This window comes from Amycolatopsis sp. NPDC033938 (assembly GCF_055575975.1).
In genome coordinates, this window is the sequence record NZ_JBVIRO010000023.1 from 64,689 (window position 1) to 79,326 (window position 14,638).

The 14,638-nt window shown below is 59.4% G+C and carries 14 protein-coding genes; 8 read left to right on the top strand and 6 right to left on the bottom strand.

Annotated features, from left to right (window positions below; all coding sequences use genetic code 11):
• The first annotated feature begins 231 nt into the window (after positions 1–231).
• Complete coding sequence (locus tag ACZ5ZX_RS36725) at positions 232–624, top strand: hypothetical protein (protein ID WP_465506585.1); 393 nt, start codon at positions 232–234, stop codon at positions 622–624.
• On the opposite strand, the gene ACZ5ZX_RS36730 is transcribed toward ACZ5ZX_RS36725, so the two are convergent.
• Complete coding sequence (locus ACZ5ZX_RS36730) at positions 621–3,215, bottom strand: AAA family ATPase (RefSeq protein ID WP_465506586.1); 2,595 nt, start codon at positions 3,213–3,215, stop codon at positions 621–623. The genes ACZ5ZX_RS36725 and ACZ5ZX_RS36730 overlap by 4 nt on opposite strands.
• 85 nt (positions 3,216–3,300) lie before the next feature.
• Complete coding sequence (locus tag ACZ5ZX_RS36735; protein ID WP_465506587.1) at positions 3,301–3,732, bottom strand: hypothetical protein; 432 nt, start codon at positions 3,730–3,732, stop codon at positions 3,301–3,303.
• 556 nt (positions 3,733–4,288) lie between these two features.
• Between ACZ5ZX_RS36735 and ACZ5ZX_RS36740 the strand changes: the two genes are divergently transcribed.
• Positions 4,289–5,230 carry a hypothetical protein gene (locus ACZ5ZX_RS36740; RefSeq protein WP_465506588.1) on the top strand — a complete coding sequence of 314 codons (942 nt, stop codon included), beginning with the start codon at positions 4,289–4,291 and terminating at the stop codon, positions 5,228–5,230.
• Positions 5,231–5,321: 91 nt separating this feature from the next.
• Here the strand turns inward: ACZ5ZX_RS36740 and ACZ5ZX_RS36745 are convergent, their stop codons facing one another.
• Positions 5,322–5,837: an NUDIX domain-containing protein gene (locus ACZ5ZX_RS36745; RefSeq protein WP_465506589.1), complete on the bottom strand. Its 516-nt coding sequence runs from the start codon at positions 5,835–5,837 to the stop codon at positions 5,322–5,324.
• Positions 5,838–6,246: 409 nt separating this feature from the next.
• Between ACZ5ZX_RS36745 and ACZ5ZX_RS36750 the strand changes: the two genes are divergently transcribed.
• Positions 6,247–6,696, top strand: coding sequence for a glycine-rich domain-containing protein (locus ACZ5ZX_RS36750; protein ID WP_465506590.1), 450 nt, complete (start codon positions 6,247–6,249; stop codon positions 6,694–6,696).
• A 280-nt stretch (positions 6,697–6,976) separates the two neighbouring features.
• Here the strand turns inward: ACZ5ZX_RS36750 and ACZ5ZX_RS36755 are convergent, their stop codons facing one another.
• Positions 6,977–7,888 carry a hypothetical protein gene (locus ACZ5ZX_RS36755; protein ID WP_465506591.1) on the bottom strand — a complete coding sequence of 304 codons (912 nt, stop codon included), beginning with the start codon at positions 7,886–7,888 and terminating at the stop codon, positions 6,977–6,979.
• Between the two features lie 127 nt (positions 7,889–8,015).
• Complete coding sequence (locus tag ACZ5ZX_RS36760; protein WP_465506592.1) at positions 8,016–8,708, bottom strand: HAD family hydrolase; 693 nt, start codon at positions 8,706–8,708, stop codon at positions 8,016–8,018.
• Between the two features lie 91 nt (positions 8,709–8,799).
• Between ACZ5ZX_RS36760 and ACZ5ZX_RS36765 the strand changes: the two genes are divergently transcribed.
• The 4 genes from ACZ5ZX_RS36765 to ACZ5ZX_RS36780 all read left to right on the top strand — a co-directional run bounded on the left by ACZ5ZX_RS36765 (position 8,800) and on the right by ACZ5ZX_RS36780 (position 12,295).
• Positions 8,800–9,999: a helix-turn-helix domain-containing protein gene (locus ACZ5ZX_RS36765; protein ID WP_465506593.1), complete on the top strand. Its 1,200-nt coding sequence runs from the start codon at positions 8,800–8,802 to the stop codon at positions 9,997–9,999.
• A 475-nt stretch (positions 10,000–10,474) separates the two neighbouring features.
• Positions 10,475–10,888, top strand: coding sequence for a hypothetical protein (locus ACZ5ZX_RS36770; RefSeq protein ID WP_465506594.1), 414 nt, complete (start codon positions 10,475–10,477; stop codon positions 10,886–10,888).
• Complete coding sequence (locus ACZ5ZX_RS36775; RefSeq protein ID WP_465506595.1) at positions 10,885–11,172, top strand: hypothetical protein; 288 nt, start codon at positions 10,885–10,887, stop codon at positions 11,170–11,172. The genes ACZ5ZX_RS36770 and ACZ5ZX_RS36775 overlap by 4 nt, the downstream gene beginning before the upstream one ends.
• A gap of 418 nt (positions 11,173–11,590) precedes the next feature.
• On the top strand, positions 11,591–12,295 hold the full coding sequence (locus ACZ5ZX_RS36780) for a GntR family transcriptional regulator (RefSeq protein WP_465506596.1): 705 nt from the start codon (positions 11,591–11,593) through the stop codon (positions 12,293–12,295).
• A 710-nt stretch (positions 12,296–13,005) separates the two neighbouring features.
• On the opposite strand, the gene ACZ5ZX_RS36785 is transcribed toward ACZ5ZX_RS36780, so the two are convergent.
• Positions 13,006–13,863 (bottom strand): hypothetical protein, encoded by an 858-nt coding sequence (locus tag ACZ5ZX_RS36785; protein ID WP_465506597.1) that lies wholly within the window; start codon positions 13,861–13,863, stop codon positions 13,006–13,008.
• A 291-nt stretch (positions 13,864–14,154) separates the two neighbouring features.
• Between ACZ5ZX_RS36785 and ACZ5ZX_RS36790 the strand changes: the two genes are divergently transcribed.
• On the top strand, positions 14,155–14,601 hold the full coding sequence (locus ACZ5ZX_RS36790; RefSeq protein ID WP_465506598.1) for a hypothetical protein: 447 nt from the start codon (positions 14,155–14,157) through the stop codon (positions 14,599–14,601).
• The last annotated feature ends 37 nt before the right edge of the window (positions 14,602–14,638 follow it).

Consider the following 14,638-nt stretch of genomic DNA (forward strand, 5'->3'; position numbering starts at 1 on the left):
GCACCAGAACCGGGCGTCAGGGGCCCCACACAGCTGCGGTGATCGGACCGGTCACGCGGGAGGCTGCGAGGCAGCGCGTGACATTAAAGCGGAGGGTCGCTGGGCGCCACGCCGGCTCCCGGACCGGGGCCACCGAGCCCGGCAAAGGTGAAAATCGCAGGTCAAAGACCTATGGTCGGGGTCCGTGAGGCCCTTTCAAGCCCCTCGCGCCAGGTACGGCGACTCCTGGAGATGGCAGAGGCGTGGCCAGATCAGCAAGTAGGTGATATACGTCACGTCCAGTCGCGCCGGACCGCTCGTCAGATCGGTGAGTCCGAGATCGACGAGCTGGCCGCCGCCTACGTGGCTGGAGCCACTGTGCGCGAGCTGGCCAATCGGTTCGGCGTGCATCGCAGCACGATCGGCAAGCATCTTCGTGCACGTGGCATCGACGCCACATCGCCTGGGCTTGCCCCGAACGATGTGCCTGTGGCTCTCGACCTCTACCGGGCTGGCTGGACATACGCCCAGATCGCCCAGAAATTCAGCGTGGGCCAAACAACGGTCAGGGAGCGGCTGCATGAGGCGGGAGTACCTAAAGCGGAACAATTTGGGCGGAGCGGTCGTAATCTGCCGAAAATCTAATTTTGGTAGGACTTGATTTTCTTGAACCACGCACTTGCCCGTTCGAGCTCAGTTGCCATGCGTTCTACAGTCGGTGCAACGAAGTTGGTGTCCTCGCTCTTGTCATGGCGACGCGCCCACTCGGAGACTTCACCGTACCCTTCCTGGAAAACTCGGTTGTCGTCTTCGGTGATCTTGGCGAGCATTCGAAATTTTAGGGGAGAGACAATGGTAGTCGCTCGATCGACAACCTGGTTGATTATGTTTGAGCGTACGATACGCTCGTAGGTCTGGGACAGATCGCCCGCCCACTCGCTCACGCGGCGAAGATATTCGTCTTGGGTCCATGTGTCACGCTCGCGCCTAATTTCGGCGAGTGTCTGCTCCAGGTCATGGAATCGCTTAGCCGCATCTTTCGACTTCCATGGATGTTCATTGCTAATCAAGCCAGGAATATCGCCGCCAGTTCGGTCAATACACCTCTCGGTAACAGCTACACCGTCACCTGCAGCAAATTTTACTAGATAGCCGAGAAAAGTCAGGTCGTGCGTAAACACGATGACCTGTCGATCGGCGGCTATCTCGACTACGCGTTTGGCTACATCGTTGCGTCTTGAATGAGACAGCGACGAGACTGGGTCATCTAGTATGACTGTTGATTTACTCTCATCGAAGTTGATCTCAGTGAACAAACCTGCAAGGCCCATTGCTGTCTGTTCCCCCTCGCTCAACACTACTTTGGGGGACTTGCTTGCACCGGCACCTAATAGTGATGGTTTGTGGCGTAGAAGTCCTTTCGTGCCACCTCGATCTGCAAGTGCTACCTTGTCGAGTCGAAGCCGGGCAGACTCACGAATGAACCGGTCGCTGACCTGGCTCGTCACATACGAGCGCGTCAAAGCGGCTGACTTTTGAGTAATTGCACCTGTTGAGACGCTATCGCGCGCCTTCTTGATCCTGCTCACTTGTGCAAGACGACTGACTTCTTGGATAATAATGTGCTTACCGTTCGCAAGTCCTACTTGAGCTGTCAGGCTTTGCCTTCTGGATCGAATGTCGGCAACCTGTCTTTTGAATTCGGTATCGTCGATTTTTTCTGCGCGATCTTCAAGGTTCTTGGCGAGTTCCCGAAGTTCAGCCGTATCGATGTCTAGTAACTGCAACGGCTCCGCAGTGGTCTCGTTGTTAAGTCGGCCGAGAAGTCGATTCTTTACAAGCTCCGCTAACTCAAGCCCCTTTCGGAGTGTGTCAGCAAGCTGTTCGTCCTCTGCTTGCAGGGCAAGAAGTGCGTCGGTCGTGGACGCGGTTGATACGGTGATGGTGGCTATCTCTGAGACTCCTTGTCGAAAGCGGGTCTCGGCCTCTGTTGCTCTCTTGCCGGTCTCGTCGTGTACGAAGTGGTGGAAGCGTGCAAGCCGGTCGCGTGCGTCTTCGGCGACCGGTTGCTGACAGAGTGGACAGCGATCAGTGTCGTGAGTCGGCGGGAACTCGCCGGTGGAATAAGGCCCTGATGTCGCAAAAGCTTCAGCGGCAGACCACAAGGCGCGCCAGGATGCGCTGCCGACTCCAGCAAGTGGCTCATCGGAAAAACTAGCTGTCGAAGCGAGATCGGCCACTGCGCGGAGACTTTGAGCGGCTTGCTGCTCCTCAATGAGGCTATGTGCCCGGGCGTGACCGATTTTAGACTTGAGGGTTTTGAAGTGTTCAGCGGTTGACGCGATCGAAGACGCAGCCGCCTTCAAGCGTGAACGCTCTCTTGCGGGGTTCGTTGCCTGAAGTCGTGCGTCTTCCTGTACAAGTCGTCCCAGTGTATCTTCCGCATCATCTTCCACTTTGCAGGCAGCTTCAATGTCTTCGAGTGTTGTTCGAGTAGAAAGGTTTTGTAGAAAAATGGCCGCCGCAGTTCCTGAGTCAACTTGAGGTAGAGCGGACGGTGTAGAAATGAGTTGTAGGCGCTCATCTAGTACCGTGCGCAGAGCGTCCGCTGAGGCGATGATGTCATCGAAGATTTTTAGAACTGATGGCCTGTATGACACATCGGTGTCAGATGTGATGTAGTCGTTACCGCAGGCTTCGTCGTAGAAGTGGATTGATTTGAGATCGGCAGCATCGTTGAGCTCGGGCCAGGTTGCTGATTTGTTGGCCCCGTCAACGGAGTACTCGATACCGGCCGCCTGCGGAACACCGTCGGCTGATGGATCGAAAGCGTTTGGAAGAACTTTCTCCTTGTGTCTTGCTCCCACAATCTCCTTGATGAGACGAGCGTAGCCAGACTTACCACTTCCGTTGTCACCGTAGACAAGGGTGAGTCCCGACGCGCCGAAGCCAAGCCTCTGGCCGGGCAACAAAGCGTTGACGTTGCTGAGGTCTCCAACGCTAACCAGTTGTACGCGCGAGTCAGGAGTGCCGCCAGCCGGTAGGTCTTTGGCTTGGAGGGGGTGAGTGGTGAGTTCAAGCGTTTCGTTGATTAGGTTGCTGGCAGTCTCATCCAGAAAAGCTTGATCGGCTTTACCGTCGCGAACTACTTGAGCGATGACATTCTGAAGCCAAACGGGCCTTCCTGTAACCCACTGGATTATTTCGTCTTCAATCGATGACATCGCGGTCTGCACCCACTTTAAATAGAATATGACTCGGGACAGGTTGGCCTGTGGTTAGCCGGTCTTGATGTATTATCAATGAAATCAATTAATGTGGCTAGGCTATCGCTTGGCTGGGCGGCACTTTCACTGCCGTGAACGTTCCTAGCACCGCGCCGTACAGCACAAAAGAGTTCACCAGCGCGGTGAACGACGGCTGGAGTACCCGGAAGATCGGCTTGGGCTGGTTCGGAACAGGCTGGCCGTCGTCTCCGATGACGGCCGCGCCCGGCCGAGACGCGATCAGGGAGACGAGGCCGAACAGGGCACAGAGGGCGAACGGGAACCACCCGCCGCGCGGCGGACCCCACAGGCTTTGGCCGCCACCCCAGGCCGCGGCGATGGCTCCGGTCATAGCAGCGAAGTTGGTCAGCGACTGCACCGTGATGAAGTCACTGACACTCGTAGTGCCGGCCGGAGCGTTCGCCAGGTTTCCGGTGGATGGCTCGTCTGCGGCGGCGGTGGTGCCGAAAGCTGCGGCAAGTGACATGGCTGGCTCGCTTCCTCGCGTTGAGCTGGCCCTGCCCTAACTGCTTAGTCAGCTCCGTAATGCCTCGGAGTCGACAGGAGGCTGGCAACCGTTACGCCGTGTAGCTGTTTGTTACCACTCGTCCATCTGGGCGCGATATAGGTCAGCCAAATGAGGCAGCTCATGCCAGGAGCCCCGCTTGCACCTCAACGGTCGTGACGCTGCGAATACGAGCAGGAACACTTTGCGCTCACCGGGTGACGGGTTCGCAACGACTCTAAGTCATCGTTGCGAATCCTCCGGCGACCTCGACATCACCTACGCAATGACAGCTGACCGGGAGGTATCCGTGAGCTCCAGCAGCGCTCGAGCGCAGCAAGCCACACTTTTGGGCAGCATGCGAGCTGCATCCGAGCATTCCGTGGCAACCCATGGTACAACTGTGACCACCGAAAGTTACTTCAGTCTTGCGCCACGCGGGTCTACTGCGGTATCATGCCCCGCCTTTTGGTGTATGATTTAGGTGCCACTAACTAAGGAGTGAGGTCATGGGCAACGGCGACGAGTAAGGTAATCCATGAGCATGTTGAGCAGCGTGACCCGTTGGTCCACGTCCGTTCGCATAGGCATCAGAGGCGCCAAGGCGAGATACAGCCTTGGCGTTTTTCTGTTGCTACTATTTGGCGTCGCCGGAGAGCTACTGGGACACCAACTGCTTGACGAGCACACCGTTGGCTACACAATCGTTCTTGGGCTTAGCGAAGCCCTGATATTAAGCGCCATACTCGCTGCCCTTGTTGATCCATACCTCAAAAAACGCATCCAGGACGAATCTGGCTGGAATGCCGTTTTTACTTTTCTTAACCCCAAGGCTCCGGAGAGCCTGCGAGAAGAGATTCAAGAGCTGACCACATTCGTCCGATATCACAAAAGAACCGTGTGGACGGCTGACTTCTCGTGGATTAACGAAGACAAGAAGATCCTCGCGGTCACGCTGGAAGCTCGCAATAAAGGACTCGTCTTAGGCAAAGAGCCATACGCACCTGCAGGCAAACCCTGGGTTCTTGCCTCGACCAGTGGCTACCAGAGTGAGTATCTTAGGTACGCTCTCAGCTGCCCGGACCATTTCGACTGGGTCGATATCGCGGACGGTGCCATGCAGCCATATGTTACTATTCAAAAAGATAAATCAGTTATCCTTGACGAAGCATCGGTGGTAAAAGGGAGACAAGTTCCACCCGGCTCATCGTACGAGAACACTCGTAAGACTCGCATGTACCGGCAACCAACAGGCTACATCCCTCTCCATCACGGCACATTTGGAGAGAATTTCCACGTAGAGTTGACCGGTGACGCACTCTGCGATCTAGAAGTCACGGTCGCCCACCCGCGACGTGAGGGTCTCCGAGCGCCAGACGAATGGAAAGTCACCCCAGCAATGGACGGTTCCCGTCGGCGGGAGTTCGGGCGAGTCATGCCAGGCCATGTGACACTAATTTCGTGGAGTCCGGCAGTATAGGCGCGTCTAGAAAAAGAATGCTTCTGAGACTCGCTCATATGACACGCGACTACGAACCGGCCTCTGCTCGTTGGAACGACTGGAGTTGTCGCTATGCTCCGCGCCCAAACTCCCCATACAGCACTTCGCCGTCAATCAGCGCGCGGTGCGCCAGCTCAACCCGCCGGGCCATGGACGGCCGCAGGCGCAGCTTGGCGGCGTCCAGCTCCAGGAACTCGAAATGGCTGAGTTCGTCCGCCGGCTGAATCTGCTTGATCTGCTCTTCGCTGAGCTCGCCGCCGTCGAAGATCAGCTGAAGACTGTCGCGCCATACCCCATGCGTCGGCATCCAGTCCACGAGCAGCAGCCGCCCCACGGTCAGGTCAATGCCGAGTTCCTCGCGGACCTCGCGGCGGCAGGCGGCCAGCGGCGACTCCTCATCTTCGGTCAGGCCGCCGGGAATTTCGAGAAACGGCTTGTAGGTCGGCGATACGAACAGCACCCGCCCAGCTTCGTCGCGAATCAGGGTGCCAGCGGCCACGTTCTTGCGAGGCAGCCGTTCGGCAATGCCGGGGTTGAACTCGGCTTCCGGCTCGCCCTCATCCCGCAGGTCATGCGCGAACACCACACGGTCGCCGCAGTGGTTGGGCTGCTCTTCGCTAACGGTGCCTCGCTTGGTAGGAGCACGGCCACCTTGTCTGTCAGCTCCCGCACCGGTTGGAGCTGCCGATGCTCATCGAGACGAGCCAGCAGGTCACGAACGATTTGGTACATAGCGTTAGCTGACCTTCACCATGCGCGCCACCATGCCCGAAAAGCGTTACGGTAATGTAATAAGTTTCTTAGGTGTGGCTCCGTGATTCCCTTGATTCAGCGCGCTGGAATGGATTCCATGTTGATGCGTGACCCTCGAGCGAGTTGTCTGGCGAGTCCTTATTTGCCCTCACTGCCACGCGGCTCCCTCTTTCTCAAGTTGATCTTATGTGATTAAATTGTAATTGTTGTAGGCGATCAGCTTTAAGTGAGAGGTGGGCCGAGTGAACGGCACTACTACAGTCGAGCAGCTTGCAAATAAGGATCTTGTTAAACCCGAGCTCTGGAACCGTCTGGTGGCTCGAATAGTGCAAACGGAGGGCTGCGACAGCTCTTTGGCCGAAAGCATTATGGACCAAGCACTTGGCTTTCTGCGCCTGTGCGCGGAAAGCCCCCTTGGGTCTTACTCACCGTCTCCGCTCGTGGATATCGGTTGGCATACCTTCATCCTCTACACTCGCGAATACGCAGAGTTTTGTGAGCAGATCGCAGGTCAATTCATTCACCACGCGCCAGCGGATGAGGAGGGGGTCGACATCGAGATCGAGTCGATCGCCAAGACCGTCTCTGCCATGAAGGTGCACCGCATATTCGTCCTCGACGAACTGTGGACCATGTCCGCTAATTGTGACAATGGTGTATCCTGTGCAAATAACTGCCGAGGGTACAAGTAGTGCAAATACTCACCCCGTTCGCCCTATCTTGACAGCTGGAGCGAACGGGGTATTTCTACCTTACGCCACGAATCTAGCAACCTCGTCGATCTCTTGAAAAAAAGTGCGTCGTGGAACGCGGTAATATACAAGCTCTCCGTTTGTTGTAGTAACTTGCAGCTCTATCCACTCCCGGTCGATAGCCTGAGCATGATCAAACCAAGATTCCTTAGGGTCCGATGCCTCATCATTTTCCCCAACTGTGTTAGCCATGACGCCTCTCTTAACTGTTAACTGTGACCTAGTCTGCTACGGCTGTCGCCGCCGCTTGCTTCATTCGATACCTATGAATCGCTAGATACAACCCCTGGGCAAATGCGGTACCAATCGAGGTGTCGTACATTTTGTTAAATACATTGGTTTCATGAGTGTCCACGCATAGGAACCCTATTACCTCGCGCAACTCTGGATGCTGGTTCGCGGGAGGGTGAGTGCGACCTATGGGCCATACGATAGTAGCGAGGTACTCGAAAGACTTGTCGCGAAAAACCTGGTCATCCCAGTGCGAATTTTCATAGCCATTGTCGCGCTCCTTCAGTAAGTCATTACTGAAGAAGAAATCAACATTATCTACAAAGATTTTCTTAAAGTCAGTATTCCCTTCAATGCGATCAGGATTAACTCTGCTTGGTTCTCGCCCTTCATTGCTTCTGCATAATGTCGAGACATGAATGTCGTGAATGTCACTAGCCGCCTGAGTGCCCGCCGAGATGATCTTGATTGATACTCGACAGTCGTGATCAGTTATAAGGCTAAATGCTCGAGCAAGATTTCGAAGCGACTTCTTTAGGTGCTCGATAAAAAGCTCTTCGGACCCGTCCCCCTGGATTATTGTCCACGACGCATTGGCCAGGTCTGTAAATGCGAGACGTAATGGTACAGTGGCTGGCCCGTAGTGGGCGTCTCTATGCCGCCGACGCTCTTGCTGAATCAAAAGGTATAGCAAAAATGTGGCGAGCAGGCAGACATATACGGCAAGAACCGTGGCGGGAACGCTGGTTGAATCGCTCGTAATGATCGCTACAACCGTGGCCACGGGCGTCAGGATTGTCACGATCGCAGAGGTGTTCGCCATGATGACGGTGACCCTGGGCGGCTTCGAGGTCTCGTCTAAATAATGGCCAGCGATCGAAGCATTCTTAAGTGCTCGCATATTCCTTTCCCCGGCAGTCGGCGAAACTGTCAGCTTAAGACCGCGCTACTAGGCCCTGCACCGCCATCCGAGTTAACACTGGCACCGTTCCGGGTTCACTGCTTGTAAATAGATCTCCGCTCAACCTTTAGGTCAACCTAAAATCGGTAAGGTCTCGAATGACCTCGACTGCTCCGGCCTGCCGCAACGCGTCCTCGCTACTCTTCCCGCTCGTCACCGCAATCACCCGCACGCCCGCGGTCAGTGCGGCTCTCACGTCGTTGGGTGTGTCGCCAATGAGTACGACGTTGGCGCTGTCGAACTTCGTGCCAGTGCGCTCCTCCGCACGCTGACGAGCGATCTTCACCAGTTCCGCTCGGTCGGCGTGGTCGTCGCCGTAGGCGCTGCTGCTCAAATCGATGTAACTATCGAGCCCGAAGACCTCGAGCTTGATGCGCGCCACCGCGCGGAGGTTGCCCGTCAAGATGCCCTGGTGAACGGACGGGTCGGCGGCCAGCCGCTTGAGGGTTTCCCTGGCTCCCGGCAACGCCCGGCCGGTGGTGGCCAGTTCCTCTCGGGCATCCTCGTACCCCTGAACTAAGGCGGCCGCCAGCGTGCGCACCGCCTCGTCCGTCGGCTCAAGGCCGTTAACGCGCAGCGACTGGGCCATGATGTCGAGCTCGGTGCGTCCAGCGATGCGGGCAAGCTTGACCAGCGGCTTGCCGGTCGCGGCCGGAAACGCCCGGTCGTAGATCGCCCTGCCCACGCCCCGTGTCTCGATCAGGGTGTGGTCGATGTCCCACAGCACGAGCGTGCGCGGCGGCTCGGTGAGCGCGTTCATGCCGCCGAGTTTGCCACCCGTGACGGACCATGCCGGGCGCGATACCATTTGCGCTGGTCACGCCCCTAGATGGGATGGTACGGAAACGGCGATGAACGATCATTTGGCCCGCGTGGTGGGCGATCGCGTCCGGTTCTACCGGACGGCCGCCCACCGGACCAAGACCGTCGTGGCCGGGCTGGTCGGCATCACGCCGGATTACCTGTATCAAATCGAGCGCGGCCAGAAGCTGCCCACCATCGCGGTCTTGGCCGAGCTGGCCAGTGTCCTGGGCGTGGAGCCTGGCGATCTGCTCAGCACCATGCCGGCGGCCGACCGGCCGCGGACCTCCGGCCAGGCCGGAGACGCGCTGTACCGCGCACTTACCGGTCCGGTGCCCAACCCGCTCTCGCCACCGGCACTCGATGAACTGCACCGCGACGTCCTGGAGGCATGGGCCACCTGGCAAACCTCACCGCATCGCTACAGCCTCCTGACGGCCCGGCTGCCTGGACTCATCTCCGGGACCGAAGCGGCGCTCCGTGGTTCGCAGGCCAGCGACCGTCGCACCGCCCAGCGCTACGCCGCCGACTTGTATGGCCTGCTGCGAACCGTGACGAAGCGCATCGGCTGCGGTGACCTGTCGCTGCTGGTGGCCGACCGCGCCGTCCGGGCGGCCGAAGCCGCCGATGACCCCGTTCGGCTGGCGGCGGCGCAGTGGAACCTGACGCAGGTGCTGCTGGCAGATGGCCAGGCGCAAGGAGCGGAAGACGTCGCCGTTCACGCCAAAGACAGCCTGCGGAACCTGGTGGCGGGCGGCAACGCCGACGCCATGGCGCTGTCCGGCTCGCTGCTGCTGATCGCGGCCATTGCCGCCGCGCGCGGCGGGAACGCTTGGGTGGCGCGTGACCGTTTGCGCGAAGCGGTGCCGCTGGCCAAGCAGGTGGGCGAACGAAACACCTGTTGGACCGCCTTTGGCCCGACCAACGTTGCGATGTACGCGGTCACAGTGGAAGTCGAGTCCGGCGAAGCCGTGGAGGGTCTGCGGCTGGCCGAGAAGATCGACCACGACCGGTCGCCGTCCATTGAGCGGCGGGTAGCGTTTCTGCTGGATCAAGCTAAGGGCTATGGCCAGCGCCGGGACTACGCCAGCGCCTTGCTGCTACTCAATACGGCCGAACGCGAAGCGCCGGAAGACATCCGGTTTCGTCCAGCCGCCCACGCCGTGTTGCGCACCGTGGTGGAACGCGGCCGCCGGTCGGTATCCGCCGAAGCCGCCCGCTTGGCCACCCGCGTCGGCCTCCCGCTGTAGATCATCCGGACCGCCAAACCACCCGAACTGACAGTTCGGGTTACTGGCCGGTAATCGTCATACGGTCGTGAATCGGCACCCCGGCGGCCGGTTGACACTTCTTCGCCTCTCACCGGCCCGGACGGCTCCCGCAAGCAATACCGCTGTTCGTGGTCATTCGTCCCGGCCGCTGGGTGTGTCGTCCACCCGCTTACGACGAGGACGAAGAGGACAGGCACATGACCGGACGAACCCTCACCACGGCTGCATTGGTTGTCCCGGCCAGCTGGCAGCGTGGCCGCAACGGCTTCACGATGGCGCCGGAGCCACGGGTACCGCAGCCAGCGCAGCTCTACGCCTTAATCGTTCTGTACCTCCAGCTGCACGCCCCACCGCCGGAGGCCCGTTCCTCATCCGCTCGCTGCGTCAGCTGCGACCAGCCGTGGCCGTGCCGCTCGGCTCGCCTGGCGTATCGCCTGCGAGAGGGGTTCTAGCCGTGGCGAACGACGTTTTCCCCGAACTGCAAGCGTTGACGGCACGGCTCATTGCCATGCCGCCGGTCGAGGCGGAGGCGACGAGCGCCTTGCCCACGGTCTACGGCTACGTCTGGGCCGAGCACCCGAAGCCTGCCTACATCGAGGCCTGTGCCGACGTCCTGACCTGGTGGAGCGTCGCCCGGGGTCTGCGGCTTTCCGTGGTGTTCCGCGACGTCGGGCTTATGCCTGCCACCCTGCTGCGACCGGGGTTCACCGCGGCGACGGACGTATTGGGGCTGCCGGATGTCGGCGGCCTGCTGGTTCTGACCCGACGCCATTTGTCCACCGTGCCGTCGGTGGCGGATCGGCTGGCGCTGGCAATCCGCCGCACCGGCTCGTCCCTACGTGTCCTGACAGATGAGGTCCGCCGGTGAACCGCCAGACCGCCGAACTCGTCCGGGCCCTCACCGGGGTAACCAAACACGTCCCCCAGCTGACGACCGAACTGCTCGCGGGCACCTTGACGCCGGACCGGCAGCGCCAGTTTGCCGGACTGCTGGCCGAACTGGCCCAGCTGCTCCGGACCCACGCGGACCACCAGGACAGCGGCGTCATCCCGATACCGTCCGGTCTGGAGTCGCCAGCTCAGCTGGACACCCCGCCGGCGACCGCGGAGGGGCCGGACCTGTTCGAGCCGCCCGACCAACCAGGGCCATGACCTGGTTGGGCACCTACGCCTTCGTCATCTTGTCGCTGCCGCTAGTGCTGGTCATCCGATGGGTGGCGGCGGACTACCTCAAAGCTCGGCGACGAGCCAAGGTCGGGACCGGTCCGTCTGACGATCCCTGGCACGCCAACGCCATTGTGGCCAGAGTCAACAAGAACGCGCGGACGAGCAAGCGGCCGAAGCACCCACGGAAGTCCTGCCGGTGGTCCCGCCCGAGGACGAGCCGACGCAGCGGCTGCCGCCGGTGACGCTGCCGAAGCGCCAGCCCCGCGCCGCGCTGCGAACCCCGACCCCGTACCCCCGGAAGCCTTCGATCCCGCCAGACCCCGCGCTGATGCGGCGGGTTCTTAAGGGGTTGGAGGCGTTGCCTGACGACCCGCCCAACAGCCCTCACCGAGAAGAACGGTAAATGTCTCGTCCCATCATCGGCCGCGGAGCCCACCGCTCCACCCTCCCTGAGGTGATTGCCCACGTCATCAGGCGTGAGCTGGCCAACGAAAGCTCACCGTGGCACGCGGCTCTTCCCACCGCCCAACAGTTGGCCGAGCGCTACCGGACATCGCCGGGCACCGTGCGAAGCGCCTTGAAGCTGGTCCAGGCGCAAGGGCTCGTCACAAAGCACGCCGGGAGGTACGTATCGTCCCAGCAACCTAAGTTGCCGCTCACGCTGGTCGATCTGGCGAGCGAGCTCGCCGCCGCGATTATCGACCGGTCCATCACGGGAAGACTGCCTTACCAGCGGCGGCTCGCTGAGCGTTACGGCGCGCACCTGACCATGGTCAGCCGGGCCGTTGGGATCCTGATGCAGCAGGGGTTTGTCGAGCGTAGCGACGACGGTCACGTCGTCGCGGCAACCATACCGACCACGTTCACGGCTCCGAAGCTAGAGCGCTCACCGACACCCTTCACACCACCGCGGATTGTCCGCAAGACGCATGAGCGGAAGGTCTTTTCAGCAGCGCAGCTCATCGCCTACGACTTCCTTAGCCAGTGTTCGACTGGTCTTGAGGAGGCCGGGATCGCGGCGCCGGAAGATATTGCGGAGCGGTACGACGTGTCGATGGAGATCGCGGGGGACGTCTTCTTCCGCGTACTGGAGGAGTGGAAGGGCTGAGTAGGCCCTCTGACGTGTACCCGCCGGGGGGACGAATGCGAGCGACTAGATTTCAACATTACAGCCCAATAGTTGACTTGAATAGTCGAAAGTGATTAAATGTGTAATTCACGAAGTCAAACTCCTGCCTCTTAGGGGCAGGAGCCTGGCTTGGTGAAGTACCAAGCCTCAAGCCAATGAAGGGTTTGAGATGAAGAAAAAGCGCAGCCTGTATACCGTGCGACCAGGCCTCGACACAGCGCCAGACTTCACTATGGAAGAAGTTTTTTCTTGCCTCGCGACGCAGCGTCGTCATGCGCCTCGGACCATTGCGCTTGAAGTGCACCGCGAAATGCTATACGGCCGTGTTTCCAGGAGGGTGCAAGCATCAGCCAAGCAACTGGCCAAAAGGCAACCCAAAGCCCATGTGAACCATAATTTACCGTTTGTCACTATCCACGTGGTCCCCACCAATGTCCGAGTAATATATATCGCTGATTCCGACTAAGAATTGCCGGAGTATGAGATTGAAGGCTGGGTCTGCGCTGACCGCGATGAGCGCATATGGGTCCGCATCTCCGCCCGAACCGGCGACTCGCCCGACGTCGTCGAGGCGTCCGTCTATCGCCTGCGCCTCAACGAGCAGTATGGCACCGACAAGACTCCAGGCATCGACTAATGACGCCGATGCCGTCAAACAATCCCCCCGCAAATATGGGGGGGTTTTTCTTTTACCACTGCCAAGTCAGGCCGTATGACCAGCCTTCGCGGGCCAGTCCAAAGTCTTTGGCATAGAAAAGTGGCCGGACCGACTCCAGGGTCCGGCTTGGGTCGAGACCGCGAAAGCGGGAATTGATATCGGGGACTTGGTACCAGCCGATGCGTCGCGGCTGCTTTCGCTCATGAAACTTAGCTCGCATGATCAGGTGACCCCAGCTTCGCGTCGGTGACATCTGAGCATAGCCTTCATTCTGGTCGGGTATTGCGTCAGTCTCATAGTCGACTCGATACGTCAAAATATGCTGCGTGTCGAGGCACGCGGGAGGGTCAAGATTGACAATAACTGTAATTCCACCCTCAATTTCATTTGGACTCACTTCACGTACACTGCAACCAGTTAGTGGCGTGTACTCACATACCCCAGGTCGCCTATCAAGATTATAGACAGCATTCGTTCGCACCGTCTCCAGAAGCGGCACCAAAGAACGCACCTGCAGAAGCTGCTCGTGACTTTTTACCCGTCCCACTTCGTCATACGACATCGTCGCTTCGATACGATCTACCTCATAGCTAGTCGCCAGCGCGTACGTCAGGCCGTACAAACTCCCGGCCAGGACACGCAGCAGCTCTAGTTCTATTCCTTGTCCTGGGCGACGCCAAAGTTCATGATTAGGCACCGCGCCAAGCTTGATGGACGCCTCCTCTCGCCTTTTGCGCTGAGAAGCGTCTTGATACCTCGCTGACAGCCCAAGCAGCACGCGAAGGCACTCCTGCACCTGCACCGCAGAGGCGTCGAGGTTCAAAGAAGTAAAATGTTTAGGACCGCGAATATTCTTAATGCCATTAATAAGTTCATTGCGTAATTCCATCGCCAATTGTGCGTCAGATGGGTGATCTTGAAGAAACGTCCGAATATGGGGAAGTTCTCGCAGCGCCGAGCACCGGAGTAGCCACTTCGGCTCCGTTCCCCGGCCAGCTAGGAGCCTCAGCCCTACGGCCAGATCTTCGACGTCAGCGGAGCTTCCTTGACCTGCCACCGACCATCCTTTCTGCCACAAACCTGCCACGACGACACCGACTTGCCTCATGCTCAAAAGTTCTCCATGCACGCTCCTCTCGTCGTGGTGCCCTGGTCATATAGCCATCAGGGAAGAGACAGTATGACTGGCCAAGTATCGCCCGGCGCTGCTGACCGGGGCAGTCCCGGTCCGGAGTCTCAGCTCGTCGGTCGCGCCGCGGAGTGCGCGGCGTTACGCCAAGAGGCAGACGCCATCGGCGATCTGCTGGCTGGGCTCACGTGCGAGAACGACGACGTGATGCAGCTGGCCACGATGTGGACCGGGCTGCTCGACGCGCTACGTGTCGGCGCGTACGACCAGCCCGCGGGCACGGTCGAGGACGCCTTATGGCTGCTTGCTACGCCCGTCGTTGAGCCCGGCGGTAGCACCTGGGATCACTCGGCGGTCGAGACCATCACTCGTCCGATCCGTCGGCTGACGCGCTGGACGGCAACGTCGGCGCACTTCCACCCGGACGCTCTCGAACGGTTGGCGGAGATCGAGGAGACGTACGAGTTTCTCCTTCATCGGCTGTCGCCGGATGCCTGACTAGCCCTCGCGTTCGTGTGCGAGGGACACAACCAAC